Annotated in this window: 22 protein-coding genes; 7 read left to right on the plus strand and 15 right to left on the minus strand. The window is 66.7% G+C overall.

Annotation, left to right across the window (positions count from 1 at the left end; genetic code table 11):
* Nucleotides 1-793: 793 nt before the first annotated feature.
* On the minus strand, nt 794-2014 hold the full coding sequence (locus tag VH571_RS09705) for a CynX/NimT family MFS transporter (RefSeq protein ID WP_423264389.1): 1221 nt from the start codon (nt 2012-2014) through the stop codon (nt 794-796).
* A 114-nt stretch (nt 2015-2128) separates the two neighbouring features.
* On the opposite strand from VH571_RS09705, the gene VH571_RS09710 reads away from it, so the two are divergent.
* From VH571_RS09710 to VH571_RS09725, 4 genes are all read left to right on the plus strand, one after another.
* Nucleotides 2129-2458 carry a hypothetical protein gene (locus VH571_RS09710; RefSeq protein WP_423264390.1) on the plus strand — a complete coding sequence of 110 codons (330 nt, stop codon included), beginning with the start codon at nt 2129-2131 and terminating at the stop codon, nt 2456-2458.
* Nucleotides 2459-2952: 494 nt separating this feature from the next.
* Nucleotides 2953-3585 (plus strand): DUF2510 domain-containing protein, encoded by a 633-nt coding sequence (locus VH571_RS09715; RefSeq protein ID WP_423264392.1) that lies wholly within the window; start codon nt 2953-2955, stop codon nt 3583-3585.
* A gap of 62 nt (nt 3586-3647) precedes the next feature.
* Nucleotides 3648-4121, plus strand: a complete 474-nt coding sequence (locus tag VH571_RS09720) for a hypothetical protein (RefSeq protein ID WP_423264393.1) — start codon at nt 3648-3650, stop codon at nt 4119-4121.
* Between the two features lie 48 nt (nt 4122-4169).
* On the plus strand, nt 4170-5153 hold the full coding sequence (locus VH571_RS09725) for a prohibitin family protein (protein WP_423264394.1): 984 nt from the start codon (nt 4170-4172) through the stop codon (nt 5151-5153).
* A gap of 165 nt (nt 5154-5318) precedes the next feature.
* On the opposite strand, the gene VH571_RS09730 is transcribed toward VH571_RS09725, so the two are convergent.
* From VH571_RS09730 to modA, 10 genes are all read right to left on the minus strand, one after another.
* On the minus strand, nt 5319-5717 hold the full coding sequence (locus VH571_RS09730) for a hypothetical protein (protein WP_423264395.1): 399 nt from the start codon (nt 5715-5717) through the stop codon (nt 5319-5321).
* Complete coding sequence (locus VH571_RS09735; protein WP_423264396.1) at nt 5714-6058, minus strand: PadR family transcriptional regulator; 345 nt, start codon at nt 6056-6058, stop codon at nt 5714-5716. Before VH571_RS09735 ends, VH571_RS09730 begins: the two co-directional genes overlap by 4 nt.
* A gap of 71 nt (nt 6059-6129) precedes the next feature.
* A complete protein-coding gene (locus VH571_RS09740) occupies nt 6130-6504 on the minus strand; it encodes an ATP-dependent DNA ligase (RefSeq protein WP_423264397.1) in 375 nt (124 codons plus the stop codon).
* A gap of 317 nt (nt 6505-6821) precedes the next feature.
* Nucleotides 6822-7394: a TetR/AcrR family transcriptional regulator gene (locus VH571_RS09745; RefSeq protein ID WP_055963729.1), complete on the minus strand. Its 573-nt coding sequence runs from the start codon at nt 7392-7394 to the stop codon at nt 6822-6824.
* On the minus strand, nt 7387-8235 hold the full coding sequence (locus VH571_RS09750; RefSeq protein ID WP_423264398.1) for an alpha/beta fold hydrolase: 849 nt from the start codon (nt 8233-8235) through the stop codon (nt 7387-7389). Before VH571_RS09750 ends, VH571_RS09745 begins: the two co-directional genes overlap by 8 nt.
* A gap of 105 nt (nt 8236-8340) precedes the next feature.
* A complete protein-coding gene (locus tag VH571_RS09755) occupies nt 8341-8727 on the minus strand; it encodes a hypothetical protein (RefSeq protein ID WP_423264399.1) in 387 nt (128 codons plus the stop codon).
* Nucleotides 8728-8783: 56 nt separating this feature from the next.
* A complete protein-coding gene (locus tag VH571_RS09760; protein ID WP_423264400.1) occupies nt 8784-8981 on the minus strand; it encodes a type II toxin-antitoxin system HicA family toxin in 198 nt (65 codons plus the stop codon).
* A gap of 246 nt (nt 8982-9227) precedes the next feature.
* On the minus strand, nt 9228-10277 hold the full coding sequence (locus VH571_RS09765) for a sulfate/molybdate ABC transporter ATP-binding protein (RefSeq protein WP_423264402.1): 1050 nt from the start codon (nt 10275-10277) through the stop codon (nt 9228-9230).
* Nucleotides 10274-11092 (minus strand): ABC transporter permease, encoded by an 819-nt coding sequence (locus tag VH571_RS09770; RefSeq protein WP_423264403.1) that lies wholly within the window; start codon nt 11090-11092, stop codon nt 10274-10276. The genes VH571_RS09765 and VH571_RS09770 overlap by 4 nt, the downstream gene beginning before the upstream one ends.
* Before the next feature lie 47 nt (nt 11093-11139).
* On the minus strand, nt 11140-11943 hold the full coding sequence (modA, locus tag VH571_RS09775) for a molybdate ABC transporter substrate-binding protein (RefSeq protein ID WP_423264404.1): 804 nt from the start codon (nt 11941-11943) through the stop codon (nt 11140-11142).
* A gap of 380 nt (nt 11944-12323) precedes the next feature.
* Between modA and VH571_RS09780 the strand changes: the two genes are divergently transcribed.
* Nucleotides 12324-13304 carry a glycosyl hydrolase family 32 gene (locus VH571_RS09780; protein WP_423264405.1) on the plus strand — a complete coding sequence of 327 codons (981 nt, stop codon included), beginning with the start codon at nt 12324-12326 and terminating at the stop codon, nt 13302-13304.
* Here VH571_RS09780 and manD read toward each other — a convergent pair.
* The 3 genes from manD to VH571_RS09795 all read right to left on the minus strand — a co-directional run bounded on the left by manD (nt 13275) and on the right by VH571_RS09795 (nt 15556).
* Nucleotides 13275-14513 (minus strand): D-mannonate dehydratase ManD, encoded by a 1239-nt coding sequence (gene manD / locus VH571_RS09785; protein ID WP_423264406.1) that lies wholly within the window; start codon nt 14511-14513, stop codon nt 13275-13277. The genes VH571_RS09780 and manD overlap by 30 nt on opposite strands.
* 121 nt (nt 14514-14634) lie before the next feature.
* Nucleotides 14635-15105, minus strand: a complete 471-nt coding sequence (locus tag VH571_RS09790) for a DUF4395 domain-containing protein (RefSeq protein ID WP_123943292.1) — start codon at nt 15103-15105, stop codon at nt 14635-14637.
* Nucleotides 15092-15556, minus strand: a complete 465-nt coding sequence (locus tag VH571_RS09795) for a TlpA family protein disulfide reductase (protein WP_423264407.1) — start codon at nt 15554-15556, stop codon at nt 15092-15094. Before VH571_RS09795 ends, VH571_RS09790 begins: the two co-directional genes overlap by 14 nt.
* Nucleotides 15557-15639: 83 nt before the next feature.
* Here VH571_RS09795 and VH571_RS09800 point away from each other — a divergent pair, with 83 nt between their 5' ends.
* Entirely contained in the window at nt 15640-16056 is a 417-nt protein-coding gene (locus VH571_RS09800; protein WP_423264408.1) for a hypothetical protein, read from the plus strand.
* Nucleotides 16057-16158: 102 nt separating this feature from the next.
* Entirely contained in the window at nt 16159-17046 is an 888-nt protein-coding gene (locus VH571_RS09805) for an SDR family oxidoreductase (RefSeq protein WP_194600132.1), read from the plus strand.
* A 108-nt stretch (nt 17047-17154) separates the two neighbouring features.
* Here VH571_RS09805 and VH571_RS09810 read toward each other — a convergent pair whose 3' ends face one another.
* Entirely contained in the window at nt 17155-17781 is a 627-nt protein-coding gene (locus tag VH571_RS09810; RefSeq protein ID WP_423264409.1) for a TetR family transcriptional regulator, read from the minus strand.
* Nucleotides 17782-17804: the final 23 nt, after the last annotated feature.

The raw sequence follows: 17804 nt of genomic DNA on the forward strand, positions 1-17804 counted from the left end.
TCATGAGGGGGCGCCGGGCCTCGACGATCACGGAAGCCGCAAGGGCATCCTCCGATGCCTTTGTATCGCTCATCGACAGGGTCATCCGATGAGACACGACACGACTATTCCTAGGCGTGGTTTCTTGGTCGCTGCAGCAGCCGTGGCGCTTCTGGTCGCGAGCGGATGCACGATGTCCACACCCTCGGTGATTGCGACCTCACACCGCGCAACCGCGGTAAGCCCCTCCCCGAGCCAGATGTCCGCGCCTCTCCTGCCGGCCAAGGATCTGGGTCCCCGAGAAGGGGCGGACGGAGAAGCGACACCTGGGAAAGACGGTGTCTTTGAATACGTGGTGGCGTCGGGCGACACCGAGACAGGCATCGCTTCGCGGTTCCGAATTTGCGTCGGTGACGTTCAAAGCTCCACCGGTGATTTGTCTATCTTTGCCGGTGATCGGATCAGTCTCGAAAAGACGACAGGTGTGCCTCTGGGCTCATCGAAATGTGTCCAGCCTGACGGATGAAAAAACCGTCGCTCCGACGCCTGCGATACCGACAGCAGACCAGCGACTCAATTGGTCGGCCGACCTCACAAGCTGGTCCTGCGAACCTCCATGACCGTCTCGGAAGACAAGAGGTCGAGTAGAGAGCCGTCTCGATAAATCGATGGACGAGACCTACACGGACCGGATACCGAGTACCCGTAGTTCGGTGATCAGTCCGTTCGCGCGGCGCTTCGTCGAGTGAGACCAGTCCACTGATGCGGCACGCGGGCGTCCCGCAATTGAGAAGGGGGTCTGGGCTCGGGAGCCCTATCGAGCGAGCTCGTCCTCGACGAAGGCCGGCCGCGCCAATGTCACGGCCGGAATAATCGCCACGAGTGCGACGACAAGTAGGAAGAGCAGCGGCAAGGTCCAGCCGTGGCTGACGTCATGTAGGAGCCCGACGAGCAGTGGGCCGAGCGCGCCGAGCGCGTACGCAACCCCCTGTGCGAAACCACTGAGTGCGACGGTGCCTGCGGGAGTCCGCGTGCGTCCGTTGATGAGCACCAGGCAGACCGGGAACAGGATCGATCCCAAGCCGATGAGCAGGACCCACAGCAGCGTCAGCGGCGCGGGCGCGAAGAGGAGGCCGAGGTAGCCAAGCACAAAGCTCACGATGCCTGCGCCGATCAACCAGCCGACGTTCCGCAGCCGGGCGACGAGGAGGGGCGCAAGGAGAGCGCCGGGCACACTGACCAGCCCGGTTACGGCGAGTAGCACGCCTCCCTCGGCCGGGGTCGTCCCTGCGACATCTCCGAGGATCTCAGGGAGCCAGGCGAAACTCGCGTACGTGAGAATCGTGCTGGTCGAGAACGCGAGGGCGATCGACAGCGCTACGCGTGAGCGCCACAGGCCCGTGACGACGGTCGCGGTCGACGGCGGGGCGGTGCCGGCATGTGACGCTCGTCGATGGCGCTCCCGCAGGATGACGGCGAGCCATGGAACGAGCGCGGCGATCGAGGTGACCGACCAGATTCCGAGGGAGAACCGCCAACCGGCGAACTGGGCGACGGGCGCCGCGAGGGCAGCGGGCACGGCGGTACTCACACCGACGATGCAGACGTAGACCGCGGTCAGCAGGGCGACGCGATCGGGAAAGTACCGGCGGACGATTGACGGCAGCAACACATTGCCAATACCCGTGCCGGCGAATGCAACGATGCTCCCGACGAGTAACACCCCTACGCCCGGTGCCGCCGCGCGGATGAGGTGCCCCGCGGTGATGAGAACCAGCGCGATGACGATGCCGCCATCAAGACCGAACCTGCGGGCGACCCGGGGTGCAATGAACCCCGAGCCGGCAAACAGAAGTGGCGGGAGGGTTCCGAGCCAACCAATGTCGAGGGTCGAAAGAGGGACGTCCACGAGGACGTCGCCCAAAATCGGCGAAATCGCGGCGACAGCCTGGCGCAGCGAGAACGCAACGAGCACGATGCCCACGAGAGCGGCTGAGCGTCCCGCCCACAGCGGCAGGCGACGATCATCAGGCACCCCGCGATTCTAGGGTCATGCTGGCGAGCGACTCGATCGATGGCTGGCCACCGGGTCGGTCGACATGGATACTTAGGCATCGGCCCTATAGCCGCGCGTGAAGGGGGATTCACCATGTCACATGACCAACAGCCCTATGCGGGCCGCCCCAATGCCAGCGAGATGTCGCACTACGGAGGCGTCGCCTACACGCCGCCCGAGCGAGTCGAGTCACGGCTCAGCGACCAGATCGCGCCTCTGTCGCGCTGGTCTCTCGTCTGGCGCCTCGCCGTCGCTGGAGTCCTGGCGCTCCTCGGGGTCGTCGATCTCATCCGGTTCTTCGTGCTGCTGTCGTCGGGTTCGAGCGCGAACCCGGCCCTCATCGTCGGATCCTTGGCTCTCGCCGTCGTCTTCTTCCTCTACCCGGTGTCTGTCGCGGTGAAGCTCCGAAGGGGCACGCTTTAGAGCGATTAAAGCGACATAAAGCCGGCGCAGTGCGGGGAGGCTTCCGGCTGACCGACTAGGTGCGCTGTTGCTCGCTCTTCGCCCCCTCCACAATCCACGCGTTCTGAAAGGCGCACACCTTAGGATCCGATTCGCTCCATTTGACCATCGGGCGCCAGTTCGGTTCTCCGACCGGCGCGACTCCTAGTCCTTCCGCGATGCGTGCGAGTAGTTGCTCGCTCGTCTTACCCGTTGCTCATCCGCCAGGACAAGGCAGAGCCCCACGAACGCTCCGGATACGGCGACGCTACATACGATGAGCAGGACCATGCCTCAAGTCTCCGTCGCGCACCATATGACCGCAAGAACGGCGTGAACTTGATCCGCCCCGAGGCCACACGGGTGACCTCGGCAAAAACAGTCCACATTGGTGGTCGCAGATCGCCCATCTGCCCTAGGTTGAGCAGTGGTGAGGAAGCCCGAATCTTTCTCAACTGTCTTTGAGGGGGATCTGTATGTCTGGTGAGTCGCGCCCGGGTGCCGGTCCTGGTGCCGGGTGGTACCCGGATCCTTCTGGGGGTGCGGGAACTCGCTGGTGGGACGGCGTGAGGTGGACGGATCTCGTGGCTCCTCCCGGTGGCTCCCATGCTGTGGAAACCGTTGCGCCCGACAGGCCAAGGCTCGATCCGAAGACCCCGATCTACGGCCCGCTGATCTGGCTGATCGTGCTGCTGCCCGTGGTGGTTTGGCCGCTCAGCCTGTCGTACCGGCCGACGATCCGCGTGATCGAGGTGGGCCCCTCTGGCGTGCCCTCCATCGACCCGGCATCGATTTACACACCGCAGTACATTGCTGTGCTGGCAGCGGGTTTCATTCTGTACGGAATCAGCGTGGTTCTGGCGTGGGGAGACTACCGACGCCTCACCCGGGTCGGCGTCGTGCGCCCCTTTCACTGGGCCTGGAGCTTTCTCTCGTCGCCGGTGTACGTGATCGGCCGATCGGTGATCGTGCACCGCGTCGCTCCGGGGCGGGGCCTGTGGCCGGTGTGGGTGTTCATCATCGTCGAGGCCGGTGGGCTGGTGCTAGGGGCAATCAACGCGGCCAGTTACGCCCAGCAGCTCTCTGACGTCTTCCGGCCCGGATCGTGAGACGGCCTTTTCGAGATCTGCGGGTGCGGCTTGCACGTGGAGCGCTTGGCGGCGGTGTGCTCATGGGTGCATTCGTCCTGGAGTTCGGCGAGAAGCACTCCTGGGATCACCGTGGGTGGATAGCTGTCGTGGCGGGCGTCGTCTTCGCCGGAGTCGCCGCGGCCCTGATCCGCTTCGATTCGAACCGCGACAGCACTATCGGTGCCCAAGAAGTCGACGACTGGGTGGAAAGAAACCAACTCCCCTCCGACGTCCCGCTCGGTGAAGCCTTGTCTCGTCTGGCGACGCGCGTCGACCAGGTGCACACGGCAGTGTGGGTCAACGGTGTCCTCTTTCCCCTGTGGCTCTTCCAACTCGGACTCATGCCCGACCAACCGACGCTGATCAGCATCGGGATCCGGGTAGCGATCAGTGCCTTCTACGCCGTAGCCCTGGGATGGGCCATCCAAGCCCGAGTCCGGCAGGTTCCTGTCATGCAGGACCTCATCCTTGAAGGGCAAAGACGCTTCGCCGGTATCCCCTCCCCCACCGATTAGCAGTCTCCCCGGCCCTACCCGACATTCCCTCCCGAAGAAAGCACTCTCATGTTCGTCTTTGCTCTGATCTGCCTCGTCGCAGGCGTCATCACCCTCGTTCTCGCACGGCGCCACCGAGCGAACAAGCTCGCCCTTCCCGGGGGCAGCGAGTCACCGGCCCCAGACAAGACGGGAAACCGCATCGCTCTCGGCGCCGGTGCACTCCTCGTAGTCCTCGGCTTGGTACTGGGGGTCACGTCGTCCGTGTACGCCCAGGATGCCGGCGAGGCGAGGGTGATCCGCTCGTTCACTGGTCAGATCGTCGGGCAGACGACGTCGACCGGCCTCCACGTCAAGGCGCCGTGGGATTCGACGGTGAACTTCAATATCCGCAACCAGACGGTCACCTACATCAACGGGACCGGGGGCAGCGATAGCGACAACAACGGTGGCATCCGCACCGGCCCGTACATCACCGTCCAAGACAAAGACGGGGTCTCGGAGAACGTGTCGCTCACCGTCCGCTACTCGATTCGGCCGGCGTCTGTCACGACGATCTACACGTCGTTCCGCGACGAGGAGAACTTTAAAGCATCGTTCATCACTCAAGACGTCCGGGCCGTCGTGCGCGAAGTGCCGAACAACTACTCCACTCTCGAGGTGCTGACCAAGCGCGCCGAGATCGAGACAAGTATCGAGCAGGCGCTGACCAAGCGGTGGGCGGATACCGGTGTCGAGGTCAACTCGATCAGCCTGCAAGAGATCCAGGCTCCGAAGGCCGTCACGGAGAGCTATGCCGAGGCCCAGCAGGCGCAGATCGACGTCACCAAGCAGCAGGCCAAACTCGATGCGACGAAGGTCAGCGCTCAGCAGGCAGTCGTCACCGCCCAGGCCAACGCAAAGGCGAACGATCTGCTGACGAAGTCGCTGTCGAGCCAGGTTCTCACCCAGCACTACATTGATGCCCTAGAAGCGTCCGCCGACAAGGGTGGCCTGGTCGTCGTGCCGAACGGATCGTCTCCCCTGATCAACATTCCCAAGGCGACCAAGTAGTCGTTCGCGATACGTCGCTCGGAGCACGCCAGCCGCATACCGCATGCCGCGACCCGGCGAATACCGCTGGCGGTCGTCTCGTCGAGATCGACGGACGTAAGCGGTATGTGTGGGGCTTGGCCGAGCGCTTCCGGGGCACCCCGTTTCTCCCGCCGACGCCCTAGGTCACGCGGCTTTTTTCTCTACCGCAAACCCCGCTGGCAGCCGGCGGTCAAGCAGAAAACCGCCCACGAAACCGGCAACTGCGACGACGACACCAGCAAAGAGCGGAATTGAGAAGACCCCCACGCGCAGCTCCGTGTCCATCGCCTTCGACAAGACGAACAGGCCGATCACCACAGCGAGCGCCACCACTGTCATCACAACAACAAAGCGACGGCCAGCTGCCTGAGCCCCGCCCTTTTCGAAGTTCTCTGCGAATCGGTCTGGCGGCCCGAACTCATGAGACGGATTCTGCCCCGCCTCTGCCGAATGCATTCGAACGTCGTCCAACGTCGATCGAATCGTGTCTTCCGACAGGCCTCGAACCCTCAGTGCAAAAGCCAACTCCCGGTAATAGTTCACGAATTACCCCTCCTTCGTCGAGACGCCACGGCGTCAAGTGTTTTTTTGACTAACTGCCATTCGTGGAGGAGCGCATCAGCGTGTTCCCGACCGGCCCCCGTCACCCGGAACACCTTTCGCCCGGGCCCCGTCACCTCGTGCTCCCACTCGAACTCAACCCATCCTCGGTCGCCGAACCGGGCCAACAGCGGGTAGAGCGTTCCACCCGTCACCGGAACGCCGGTAGCCTCCGTCAACCGCTCGAGAAGCAGATAGCCATGAGCCGGCTTCTCCTCGAGAAGAACGAGAACCGTCAGCGGAAGGACGACTCGAGTCCAATCCGACGACCACGGGTTGTGCATACTTAGATGGTGTCACAACCTATCTAGGCATGCAACATGCTTCTCATCATCGCCGGCCGCCGCGACCCGTTCTACGTGACGTCGGGACTGAGGGCGGGCGCCACGACTGTCACCCTCGGGGCCCGCACTTGGGCGGGCCCGAGCAGAGGGACCCCTCCGTGCTCCGCGGTGACGATCAGTCCGCGGGAACTGTCCGCAGAGGCCGCCAGCTCGCTCAGCCACTGGTCGTTGATGGCGGGAGTGCGACTGCCCTCGAATTTGAACAGGATGAGGACGTTCGGATGCAGCCAGATCGAGCTGCGCCCGGAACCGACGTCGGCACTGTCTCGCCACGACATGAGAAACGCGTCGCCTCGCCGCAGCTTGTTCACGATCACTATTTGCAGGTGCGTCAGGGTGCGGTCATCGACGACAACGACGTGGCCGTCATAGCTGATAGATCCCATCGGGGACGTCCGTTCAGACCACCAGGGCAGGTGAGGAAAGCGCCGTTTCCCGAAGCGCCCGGGGGTCTGGGGGCACATCATCAGCAGTCGAACAATGCTCGGTAAGCCTGACTCTAGCCAGAACCAGGCCGGGCACAAGACCGAGGAGCAAATCGCCAGCAGCTCCCGTTCGGTGAACTGCCCCACGTGGTCTTGCGGCAGGGCCCGTCATTCCAGGCGCACGGGCAGAATTGCGGCGTCGGTGCCCACACGACAGGCGACGATCCGGACGGATTCACCAAACCGTTTCAGGTCGAGACCGGCGCCCCACCCGCCCCCTACTCGTCCGACAACCCGCGCAACCCACGATCGACGAACGCAACCGTCCAGGCGAAGCTCTCGTCGACGTCGGTGTCCATCTGGAATCCGTTCGACGCCTCGAGGGTCGCGAAGCCGTGCACGACACTGCGCAGCAGCCGGATCGCGTGAATCTCGTGTTCCGGGGCGAGGTGGTAGCCGCGCAGCACAGCCGCGAACGAGCCGAGCGTGCGTTCGAGAGCGATGGCGAGGGGATCCTCGGGCCCTGTCGGGGTGATTCCGACGGTGGCGGCGTACCGGCCGGGGTGCTCTTTGACGAAGGTGCGCACCACCTGAGCGGCTGCGGCGAGCGCATCGCCGCCGGCCAACCCCTGCATGGCCTCGCGCAGTGCGTCCCCCAGCTCGGTGGCGCCGAGAAGGGCGATCCGGCGGGTGAGGTCGGCGAGGCTGTCGACGTGCTTGTAGAGCGACGGCCCCTTCACCCCGAGGCGCTCGGCGAGCAGACTCATGCTAAGCGGGGCCGGGCTGATCTCGTCGGCGAGGTCGGCCGCCGCGAGGGTGACGGCCGCGGGAGCGAGCCCCGCCCTAGGCATTGGTCGGTGCCGCGGCGTGCGTCCGGCGCAGGAACGGGACGACGAGCTCGAGCACTGCCCCGGGAGTCTCGGCGTGCGGGTAGTGCCCGGCACCGTCGATGACGGCCAGTTCGCCGAGTCCGGCAGGGAGGTCTCCGAGGATCCTGGTGCCCTCTTCGCGAGGATCGGTCCAGTCCGGGTCGGCACTCCCCTCGATGACGAGCACCGGGCACTGCACATTGGCAAGTTGCGCACCCGCGTCGACCGGCGCTGACTTCGTCATGCCTCGCAGGGCCTTCATGCGCTCGGGCTTGGACAGCTCCGTCTCGATGCGCGCTCGCTCGGCGATCCAGTCGGCGGGCTTCGCGGGGATGGCGATGTCGAGGTAGGCCAGCCAGCCCTTCACGCTGCCGCTCACCATCACCCTCATGAGCTGGGTCGTTCCCGTGCGAACGCGCTTCGTGCGGAGGATGCCGATCAGGTCGAACGACTGCTTGCGGGTGAACGGAGCGAGCTCGACGATGCCGACGATCACGTCGGGTGCGGTGGCGGCGGCGATCGTGGCAGCCCCACCGCTGATCGACTGCCCGACGATTACGGCCGGGCCACCGAGGTGACGCACGACGGCGACGAGGTCGCCGGCGATGTCGGTGCGCGAGTAGCTCGGCCATTCGGCGCTGGAGTCTCCGCAGCCGCGGATGTCGACGTTCGCCACCCGGTATCCGGCCGCGACGAGCTCGGGCACCAAGAAGCGGTACGAGTGCCGACTGTCGCCCATGCCGTGGGCGAGGACGACGAGGGGGCCTTCGCCGGTGAGGTCGTAGGCGATTGTTCCTTCGCCGATCGTGAGGTGCTCGAGCATGATGTTCTCCATTGGTTGCGCGTTTGGCTACTGTGTGTAGCTAAAAGCTATTGGTCGTAGCTAACGATGTCAACCCCAGATTCAGAACAGTCTCCGCCTCGGGTATTAGCCCGCCCGACGAGGCGCGCTCGCTGCCGAGCCGGAGGCGCCGACCGCCCTCTTCGCGCCGGGGGCAAGAATCTGCGAGACCCGACCGGGCGACATTTCGAGCGCACCGCTGATGTCTCTCACCGAATACCCCTTCGACTGCAGCAACTCGGCCACTCGCGCAGTGCTCCGCACGAGCTCAGCCGCCCGATCTTCGAGAGAACGCCTTTGACGCCCGAGCTCGATCGCCGACACGAACTCGTCTTCGACGTTATCGAACGTCCACTTCATATCGACGACGGCCGCGTCGTCGAGGTCGTCCATCACGTGAATGGCCTCCGATAGCGCAGCCCTGAGCCCGGAATAGGTGCGCGAAAACGTCTGAATACCCTCTCGGTTCGTCACCTCACCGAGCCAAGCGCCATTCTCACGCGTAACGAGGACCTCGTAGGTCGATCCACTCACTTCAGCCACCCCTTTCCAAATGCGGGTTCGAGCGATCTTTGAATGCTTGCCAACGTGCCGGCGGGGATGTCGTGCGGGCCATGCTGAGCGACGATCGTGCGGTACGAGCGGCCATTAGCCCACACCTCGTATTTTCGATGCGAGCCCCGTTGACTCACCTGAACGCCTCCGAGCTTTTCAATTCGCTTGTTCACTTCACCCGCCTTCATAAGAATAAGTTTAGGGGCTAAACACCGCAAGTGTATAGCGTCTAAACACTTGCATGAACTCGTGCTCGCGCGAGAGGGGTGCGAGCCGGTCAGCCCCGTGCGAGACCCTAAGATCGGGCTCACACCCTCGAGATTGGCGGGGACACCGGCCCTAGGCAGCGGGTTTACGCCGATCGAGCGCGTCCACGCCGAGCCAGCGGGTCTAGGCCGAACGCGCGGGCCCCCGCGTCCTCAGAGTGCATACCCGACGCCCGCATCCGCCGAGAACGCAAACCACGCCGTGTCGCCGGGGGCGAGGTCGAGGTCGGCAGCCGCAGCGGGAGTCACGTCGGCTGCGAGCACGTCTCCGCGGATCCTGATGCTGTCTCCGCGCGGTTCGACATCGAGAATCGTCTGCCGCACAGCGTTCCCCTCCGCACGCCCCGGCTCGAGATGCGAGACCCGCACCCACGACGGCTTCACTACGACCGCCGACGACGCACCCCTCGCCACCTCGGCCTCGAACGGCGCGACGACCTCCCACCCGGCTGCCGCCTCGATGCCATTGGAACTCCGCACCCCGGTCACGAGGTTCAGCCCGGCGAGACCCGCCACGAAGGCCGTCCGGGGGTGCGCGAACACCTCGCGGGTCGGTCCGTCGCCGACGAGTCGGCCACCTTCGATCACCAGCACGCGGTCGGCGAGCACCAGCGCATCGAGCGGGTCGTGCGTCACGAGCAGCGCGGTCCGGTCGGCCAGCACCCTCGTGAGCAGCCGACGGAGCGCGGGCGCCGCGCCGATGTCGAGGGCCGACAACGGTTCGTCGAGAAGAAGAAGCGAAGGATCCGCGGCCAACGCCCGCGCAACACCCACCCGCTGGGCCTGGCCGCCCGACAGCGCTGCCGGGCGCCGCCCTCCCAGCTCGGCCGCATCCACTTCGGTGAGCCACTGCCGCGCCACCGCCCGGGCCTCCTGCCGCGATGCGCCCGTGCTCCGCGGCCCGAATGCCACGTTGTCGAGCACGCTCAGGTGCGGAAAGAGGAGTGCCTCCTGCGCGAGCAGCGCGACACCTCGGCGGTGGGGCTGAGTCCAGGCCCGCGAGCCGGCCGTTTCGTCGAAGAGTGTGCGGTCGTCGAGTCGGGCGTGACCCTGGTCGGCATGGACGAGCCCGGCCAGCAGACCGAGCAGGGTCGACTTGCCGGCGCCGTTCGGGCCAAGGACGGCGATCGTTTCGCCGGTTTTCACGCCGAAAGCGAGGTCGAAGCCTCGGGCGCTCACCCGGGCGTCGAAGTCGAGCGTCATCGGTCGGCTCCCGAGGGGCCGGCGGGCACGGAGCCGTTGCGGTAGGCGAGCCCTACCACGAAGACGGCGACGGCGACAAGCACGAGCGACAGCGCGACTGCCGTGTCGGGGTCGGTCTCGAGCTGCAGGTAGATCTCGAGAGGAAGGGTGCGCGTCGTTCCCTGCAGACTGCCGGCGAACGTCAGCGTGGCGCCGAATTCGCCGAGAGCGCGGGCGAACGACAGGATCGCCCCCGACACGAGCGCCGGAAGCAGCAACGGCAGCGTCACCCGCCGGAGCACGGTGGTCGGGGCTGCGCCGAGGGTGGCGGCGACCGCCTCGTAGCGCGCGCCCGCCGTGCGGATCGCCCCCTCCAGGCTGAGGATCAGGAAGGGGATGGCGACGAACGTCTGAGCCAGGATCACGGCCGTCGTCGAGAAGGCGATGTCGATGCCGAGAAACTGGAAGGTGCTGCCGAGGAGGCCGCGCCGCCCGAACGTGTAGAGCAGAGCGATGCCGCCGACCACGGGCGGAAGCACGAGCGGCAGCAGCACGAGCGACCGAGCAATGCGCTGCCCGGGGAAGGTCGCGCGGGCGAGCACGATCGCGATCGGCACACCGAACACGACGCAGAGCGCGGTGGCGGCAAGCGACGTTCGCAGGCTGAGCAGCAGTGCCGCGATCGACGAGTCGGACGTGATCAACGGAACGAAGTCGACCCAGTTCACTCGGCTGACGATGGCGACGAGCGGGAGCAGAACGAACGCCGCTCCTACCCCTGCGAGAACAGCGACCCATCGGGGAACGCCGGCCAGGTGCGCCCGGGTTCGCGTCATCCTCCGATTCTGGCCCATCCGCGCCCGCGGTATCGGGGCTGACCCGGTCAGGGCTGGCCGAAACCGGCCGCCGCGAGCACCTTCTGGCCCTCGGCCCCGGCGACGTACTTCACGAACGCGTCTGCCGCCGCTTTGTTGCTGGAGTCTTTGAGGGTGGCGATCGGGTAGGTGTTGACGGCCTCCTTCGAGTCGTCGAAGGTCACTCCGTCGACTTTGCCGTCAGCCCCCTTCACGTCGGTCACGTAGACGAGGCCCGCGTCGGCCTCGCCGGTCTCAACCTTGCTCAGCACCCCCGTCACCGCGGTCTCCTCGCTGACCGGCTTGAGAGTGACGCCGGTGGCAGCCTCGATCTTCTCGGTGGCCGCGCCGCACGGAACCGCCGACGCGCAGACGACGGTCTTCACACCCGACTTCGCCAGGTCTGTGAAGGTCGAGATGTTCTTCGGGTTGCCCGTCGGCACCGCGATTTCGAGGGTGTTCGTCGCGAAGTCCGTCGGGGTGCCCATAACGAGGTCGGCATCGGTGAGCTTCGTCATGTTGGCGGTGTCGGCCGAGGCGAACACGTCGGCCGGAGCACCCGACTGGATCTGCGTCACGAGCACCGAGGATCCGTTGAACGTCGTCTTCACGCTGACGCCCGGGTTGGCCTTCTCGAAGTCGCTCGCGAGCTGCGTGAAGGTCGCCGTGAGCGACGCCGCCCCGTAGACGGTGATGGAGCCCGAGAGAGCGCCCGACCCGGCGCTCGTCGAGGTCGTCGCGGCGGGGGTGTCGCTGGAGGAGCAGGCGGCGAGGCCGAGAGCGAGGGCGGCGGTCACGGACAGGAGGCCGGACGTACGGGCGAGGGGGCGCATGGGATGGCCTTTCGGATCCTTTAGTGTCGCGTTTGCGGCGCTAAACCCACTCTAGATGCGCTTTTGCGGTTTCTTTGCGACCGGGCCCGCGCTCATTCGGGGTGAGGTCGCGTGAATCGGCCAAGGTCGCACCGCCGCGGCGCGCGAGGTCGGCCGATTCGCAGGAGGTCGCTGCACCCCCACGCCGCCGTCGGCACGCTAGCGGGAGCGGCAACTGAGTCACTTTGGCCCTGGCAGCTACGTTAATCGCAGCGAAAGCATCAGGCTCTAGCCCCTCGAAGGAGAACCTCCATGAATTCGACTCCATCTGCTCCCACATCGGGCCCCTCTGAGTGGTCATTCCTGCTGCCGGGTGCGAGCACGGCCTGGCTGCAAGCCTGATGACGCTCCATCTCGCCGACTCGTGGGTGTGGGATTTCTGGCTCGTCGACGACGGCGCGGAGTACCACGCGTTCTTCCTCTACGCGTCAAGAGCGCTTCAGGATCCAGACGCCCGCCACCTGAGAGCGTCGGTCGGGCACGCGGTCTCGACCGACCTCCGCTCGTGGACCCGGGTCGCTGACGCTCTCGTGCACTCGGACGCCCCCGCGTTCGACGACGTGGCGACCTGGACGGGCTCGATCGTCAGGCACCCCGACGGCCGCTGGTTCCAGTTCTATACGGGCACCTCGATGCCGGGCGGCCGGAACGTGCAGACAGTCGGCTACGCCACCTCCGACGACCTGCTGACCTGGACGAAGAACCCGGCAAACCCCGTGCTGCGGGCCGACGAGCGCTGGCATCACCGGCTCGTCGACGGCGGCTGGGATCACGAGGCGTTCCGCGACCCGTGGGTCTTCGCCGACGGCGACGGCTGGACGATGTTCGTCACCGCACGAGCGGTCGGCGCCCGCGCGGGTGAGGGGGGCGGCGGAATCGTGGCTCGGGCGCACTCCACCGACCTCGAGCACTGGGAGGCGCTGCCGCCGCTGACGACGCCCGGGCACGGCTTCGAGCAGCTGGAGGTCGTGCAGACCTTCGCCCTCGACGGCCAAGCCTTCATCACGTTCTCCTGCCTCGCGCCCGAGCTGGCGGGACCGAGGCGCGAGACGACGGCGACCGGCGGCATCTGGGTGGCGCCCGGCGAGAGCCTCAGCGGGCCATTCGACCTCGGGGCCGCGCAGCTGCTCACCGACGACTCGCTCTACGTCGGTCGCGTCGTCGCCGAGCGCGAAACGGGCCGGCCGCTCTTCCTGGCGTTCCGACACAACGCGCCCGACGGCTCGTTCGTCGGCGACATCAGCGACCCGTTCGAGATCGGCGTGGTCGGCGGCGTCGTGCGCATCGAACCGTCACCAGTCGTGAACGGTGCCGTCGGCTAGGCGGTTGTAGGGCAGGTACGCCTTCTCGTAGGGGTACTTGCCCGCCGCGTCGACGTCGAGCGACACTCCGAGGCCCGGCTCGTCGCCGGGGTGCAGCATGCCGTCCGTCCAGGTGAAGGTCTGCTGGAACACCTCGTTCGTGGCGTCGCCGTGCTTCATGTACTCCTGGATGCCGAAGTTGTGGATCGCGAGCCCGAGGTGCATCGCCGCCGCCATGCCGACCGGCGAGATGTCGGTGGGCCCGTGCATGCCCGACTTGATCTGGTACTGCGAGGCGTAGTCGAGCACCTTCCGCAGGTGCGTGATGCCGCCGGTGTGCGTCACGGCGCTGCGGACGTAGTCGATCAGCTGCTCGCGGATGATCTGCTGGTAATCCCAGACCGTGTTGAAGATCTCGCCGATGGCCAATGGCGTCGTCGTGTGCTGGCGCACCAGGCGGAGCGCCTCAGGATTCTCGGCCGGGGTCACGTCTTCGAGCCAGAAGAGGTCGTAGGGCTCGAGCGACTTGCCGAGGCTCGCGGCCTGGATCGGCGTCATCCGGTGATGGCCGTCGTGCAGCAGCGGCAGCTCCGGGCCGAACTCGTTGCGGACGACCTCGAACACGGTCGGCACGTGGCGGAGGTACGACCGGGTGTCCCAGTCCTCCTCGTTCGGCAGAGCGCCGCGCTGGGCGGGCTCATGGTCGTAGCGCACGCCCTTATTGGCCTCGAAGGTGGCGTTCGAGGCGATGCCGTAGATCGACTTGAGCCCCGGCACGCCGGTCTGCACCCGAATGGCCTTGTAGCCCTGCTCCTGGTGCGAGCGGATCGAGTCGAACAGCTCGTCGGTCGTCTTGCCCGAGGCGTGACCGTAGGCGAGCAGACCGGTCCGCGACGCCCCGCCGAGCAGCTGGTAGAGCGGCATGCCGGCGGCCTTCGCCTTGATGTCCCACAGGGCGACGTCGACCGCGGCGATCGCGGCCATCGTCACCGGGCCCCGCCGCCAGTAGGCGCTTCGGTAGAGAAACTGCCAGGTGTCTTCGATGCGGCCGGCATCGCGGCCGATCAGAAGAGGCACGACATGTTCCGAGAGATAGGCCACGACGGCGAGCTCCCGGCCGTTCAAGGTCGCATCCCCGAGACCCGTGAGGCCGTCGTCGGTCGTCAGCTTGAGAGTGACGAAGTTGCGGTCGGGGCTGGTGACGATCACTTCGGCTTTGTCGATGATCACGGGAGAACTCCTTCGTTCTGGGTGGCGCGGGCGCACCATCGAGCCTAGGGGCGCCGGTCGCGCCTCGAGGGGCTGGTCAGAGCGAAGGATCCGCGGATCCTCGTGTGTGACCCGGCCGGCCCTACGCGCGCTGCGGCCGCCCGAGCACCCCTGCGCGCACCCCGAGCAGATACATCTGGCATCCCAGGCAGTAGCCGAAGACCGAGTTGAGGAACGCCGCGACGAACGCCAGAGCGGCGAAGAGCGGCACGGCCCAGGCGAGCCCGACGAGGCCGAGCACGACGCCGATGCCGGTGATGACGAGGCCGACCCCCTGGGCGAACGTCGGCGGCGTGGGCTCTTCGAGCTCGGTCGGTGCTGGTAGTCGGGGCCGAATGACGCGTCGGAAGAGGGCGCCGTAGGGATGTCGGCGGATGCCCGCGAAGGCCCCCCAGGCGAAGAGGAGGGCGATCGCCGTCAGCACGATCACGGCCGCCACGGACGCGCCGACGAGCGACAGGAAGATCGTCGCGAGGAGGAGGATCGCGGTGATCCCGGCCCCGAAGCGGGGTGAGCGCGGGTCGATGCCGGATCCTCGGTCAGTTGGCGTCATGGTCGTCTCCCAGTAGTCGAGCGAGTTCGGATTCGAGTTCGCGAGGTTTCGGCGGCCCGCCGATTCGTGCGCGAATGGCCCCGCGACGGTCGAGGATCAGCGTCGTCGGCGTCTGCAGAACGTTGTAGCGCGTCGCCACGTCGGGGGCCCGGGTGAGGTCGACGTCGATGTGCTCGACGCCCTCGTGCCGCGCGGCCTCGGCCGACAGCAGCCGCCTCGTCGCCGGGCAGTAGGTGCAGAACTCGGTCGAGAACTGCAGCAACGTGACGCGGTCGCCGAATGTCTCGGTCGTGCCGACGTCGGCGGGCCTGACGAGATCGCTCTCTCGGGTGTCGTCGTCACTCTCGGGTCGGCGACGCACCCGGCCGGTCGACCGCCGCCACGCCAGCCCGACGAGGGTCGCCAACGCGACCAGCGCGAGGAGCGCGACGAGAGCGAGGCCGGGAGTCATCGCCCGACGATAGGTCGTTTTTCTGGTGCTTGGCCCACATGACCGCGTGTGACGAAGGATCCAGCACTGGTTACGCTTGCGATATGAGCCGCTCCCCGATCGTTCTCTCGCCGGGTGCGTCCATGCCGGGCACCACGGTGCCGGCCACGTCGGGCCCGCGCACTCTGAGTTGCGCGTTCGGCGCGAACTGCGCCTGTGTCTTCGCGCCCAAGCCGGTCGCGGCGGATCCTGCGCTGGCGTCCACCGACGTCATCGACGTGGAGGTCGCGAAGCTGACCGACCTCGGCTACACCGTCGTCGAGGCGGGCCCCGACGAGGTACTGATGGAGCGCCGCATGGGCATCCCCTTCTGCTACAACCTCGGCCTGGTGGTCGTGACCGGGTTGCTCTGGCTCGCCTACTGGATTCCGCGCATCCGCCACCCGCGGTTCGACACCCGGCGCCTGACGCGCGCCGCCGACGGGTCGGTCGCCGTCGAGCGGGTAGTCGTCCGTCGCTAGCGCACCGCCACGCTGCGGTGCGGTGCTCAATGCCGCATCGCGCGTTGTCAACCCGTTCGGCCGCGAAGAGCCGATCGACCGTGACCGGGCCAGTGTCGAGGGATGAGCCAATACGACAAGAAGAATCCGATCACCCTCTACCCGGCCCCGCCGTTCCCGAAGCAGGAGCAGTCGTTGCCGGGCGCGGCCTGGAAGATGGATCCGAAGCCCGACCACGGTGAGGAGAGCTACGTCGGTCTCGGCCGCCTCAAAGGCTTCCGCGGTGTCGTCACCGGAGCCGATTCCGGCATCGGGCGGGCCGCCGCCATCGCCCTCTCTCGCGAGGGCGCCGACCTCGTTCTCTCGTACCTGCCCGACGAGCAGACCGACGCCGAGGAGGTCCGCGATCTCCTCGTCAGCGAGGGTCGCAAGGCGATCCTGGTGCCCGGCGACATCTCCGACGAGCAGTACTGCGCGGATCTCATCGAGACGGCCGTCCGCGAACTCGGCGGACTCGACACCCTCGTGATGGTCGCCGGCCGCATGGAGAGCAACGACGACATCCTGACCCTCACGACCGAGGCGATCGACTCGACCATCAAGACGAACGTGTACTCGCTCTTCTGGCTCTGCCAGGCGGCGATTCCGCACCTCGAACCAGGATCCAGCATTGTCACCACGGGCTCCATCCAGGGCGCCCAGCCCTCCCCCGACAAGATCGACTACGCCCTGACCAAGGGTGCGATCGGTGTCTTCACCGCGGCGCTAGCCCAGCAGCTCGCCCCTAAGGGCATTCGCGTGAACTCTGTGTCGCCCGGCCCCGTCTGGACTCCCCTGCAGCCAGGATCCGACGACGCCGAGACGGTGTCGACGTTCGGCGAGCAGGCCCCGTTCAAGCGTCCGGGTCAGCCGGCCGAGCTCGCTGCGGCGTATGTGCACCTCGTCAGCCCGGAGTCCAGCTACACCTCCGGTGCCACGATCACGATCGCGGGCGGCACTCCCGCGTTCTGAGTCATAGTGGCCGGGTCGGCCCCGGTCGAGATGTTCTGCGCCGCGTCGAGGTCGATGCCGCGCAGAACGTCTCCACCGGGGTCCGCTCCCCCCGCCCGGACACCCCGCCTAGAGGCGCGGCGCGAGAAGCGCGGTGATGACGTCGCGAAGCGGCCCCTCGAGGCCGTCAACCCCGGTGGAGGCCAAGGGCTCGAGACCCGTCGACGAGGCGCGGAGCAGGGCGATGCCGAGCATGGTCGACAGTGCGATCTGCGCTCGGAGCCGGAGGTCGTCACTCGAGACGTCTTCCTCGCTGCGCCCGGCCGCGACCGCCATCTGATCGGCGAAGTAGCGGAGCGTATTGAGGCGGATCGCGTCCGCCGTCTCGTCTCCGGACGACCGCAGGAGGAGCAGGAGCTGAAGCGAGCGGTCGCCGTTCGCTGGCCCCGCCACCTGCCGAGTGAGGGCCTCCACGAGATCGTCGAGCGTCGCCGTCGAGCCGTCGGACCGCCCCAGCTCTTCTCGGGCGTGGGCGAGGCAGGCTTCGAAGAGGCCCTCTTTCGACGAGAAGTAGCGGTTGATAAGCGCGACGTTGACCCCGGCGTCGGCGGCGATGTCGCGCACCCGGGTCGCCGAGTAGCCGTCCTGCGCGAATCGCCGACGAGCAGAGGAGAGAAGGAGTCGTCGGGTGTTGGCGGCGTCCCGCGACTTCCCTGTCGTGGCGTCTGCGTCGACGGCGTGCGGCGGTGCGTGCATCCTGGCTCCCTTGCGATTCTCCC

Origin of the sequence: Frondihabitans sp. 4ASC-45, from assembly GCF_049472575.1 — a bacterium.
In the GTDB taxonomy this organism is placed as follows: Bacteria; Actinomycetota; Actinomycetes; order Actinomycetales; family Microbacteriaceae; genus Frondihabitans.

Excerpts from the sequence above, each read along its gene's own strand:
- VH571_RS09710 (WP_423264390.1), top strand. The coding sequence starts at position 2,129 with ATGTCACATGACCAACAGCCCTATGCGGGCCGCCCCAATGCCAGCGAG.
- VH571_RS09715 (WP_423264392.1), top strand. The coding sequence starts at position 2,953 with ATGTCTGGTGAGTCGCGCCCGGGTGCCGGTCCTGGTGCCGGGTGGTAC.
- VH571_RS09720 (WP_423264393.1), top strand. The coding sequence starts at position 3,648 with ATGGGTGCATTCGTCCTGGAGTTCGGCGAGAAGCACTCCTGGGATCAC.
- VH571_RS09725 (WP_423264394.1), top strand. The coding sequence starts at position 4,170 with ATGTTCGTCTTTGCTCTGATCTGCCTCGTCGCAGGCGTCATCACCCTC.
- VH571_RS09735 (WP_423264396.1), bottom strand. The coding sequence starts at position 6,058 with ATGCACAACCCGTGGTCGTCGGATTGGACTCGAGTCGTCCTTCCGCTG.
- VH571_RS09740 (WP_423264397.1), bottom strand. The coding sequence starts at position 6,504 with ATGGGATCTATCAGCTATGACGGCCACGTCGTTGTCGTCGATGACCGC.
- VH571_RS09745 (WP_055963729.1), bottom strand. The coding sequence starts at position 7,394 with ATGCCTAGGGCGGGGCTCGCTCCCGCGGCCGTCACCCTCGCGGCGGCC.
- VH571_RS09750 (WP_423264398.1), bottom strand. The coding sequence starts at position 8,235 with ATGCTCGAGCACCTCACGATCGGCGAAGGAACAATCGCCTACGACCTC.
- VH571_RS09765 (WP_423264402.1), bottom strand. The coding sequence starts at position 10,277 with ATGACGCTCGACTTCGACGCCCGGGTGAGCGCCCGAGGCTTCGACCTC.
- VH571_RS09770 (WP_423264403.1), bottom strand. The coding sequence starts at position 11,092 with ATGACGCGAACCCGGGCGCACCTGGCCGGCGTTCCCCGATGGGTCGCT.
- modA (WP_423264404.1), bottom strand. The coding sequence starts at position 11,943 with ATGCGCCCCCTCGCCCGTACGTCCGGCCTCCTGTCCGTGACCGCCGCC.
- VH571_RS09780 (WP_423264405.1), top strand. The coding sequence starts at position 12,324 with ATGACGCTCCATCTCGCCGACTCGTGGGTGTGGGATTTCTGGCTCGTC.
- VH571_RS09790 (WP_123943292.1), bottom strand. The coding sequence starts at position 15,105 with ATGACGCCAACTGACCGAGGATCCGGCATCGACCCGCGCTCACCCCGC.
- VH571_RS09795 (WP_423264407.1), bottom strand. The coding sequence starts at position 15,556 with ATGACTCCCGGCCTCGCTCTCGTCGCGCTCCTCGCGCTGGTCGCGTTG.
- VH571_RS09800 (WP_423264408.1), top strand. The coding sequence starts at position 15,640 with ATGAGCCGCTCCCCGATCGTTCTCTCGCCGGGTGCGTCCATGCCGGGC.
- VH571_RS09805 (WP_194600132.1), top strand. The coding sequence starts at position 16,159 with ATGAGCCAATACGACAAGAAGAATCCGATCACCCTCTACCCGGCCCCG.
- VH571_RS09810 (WP_423264409.1), bottom strand. The coding sequence starts at position 17,781 with ATGCACGCACCGCCGCACGCCGTCGACGCAGACGCCACGACAGGGAAG.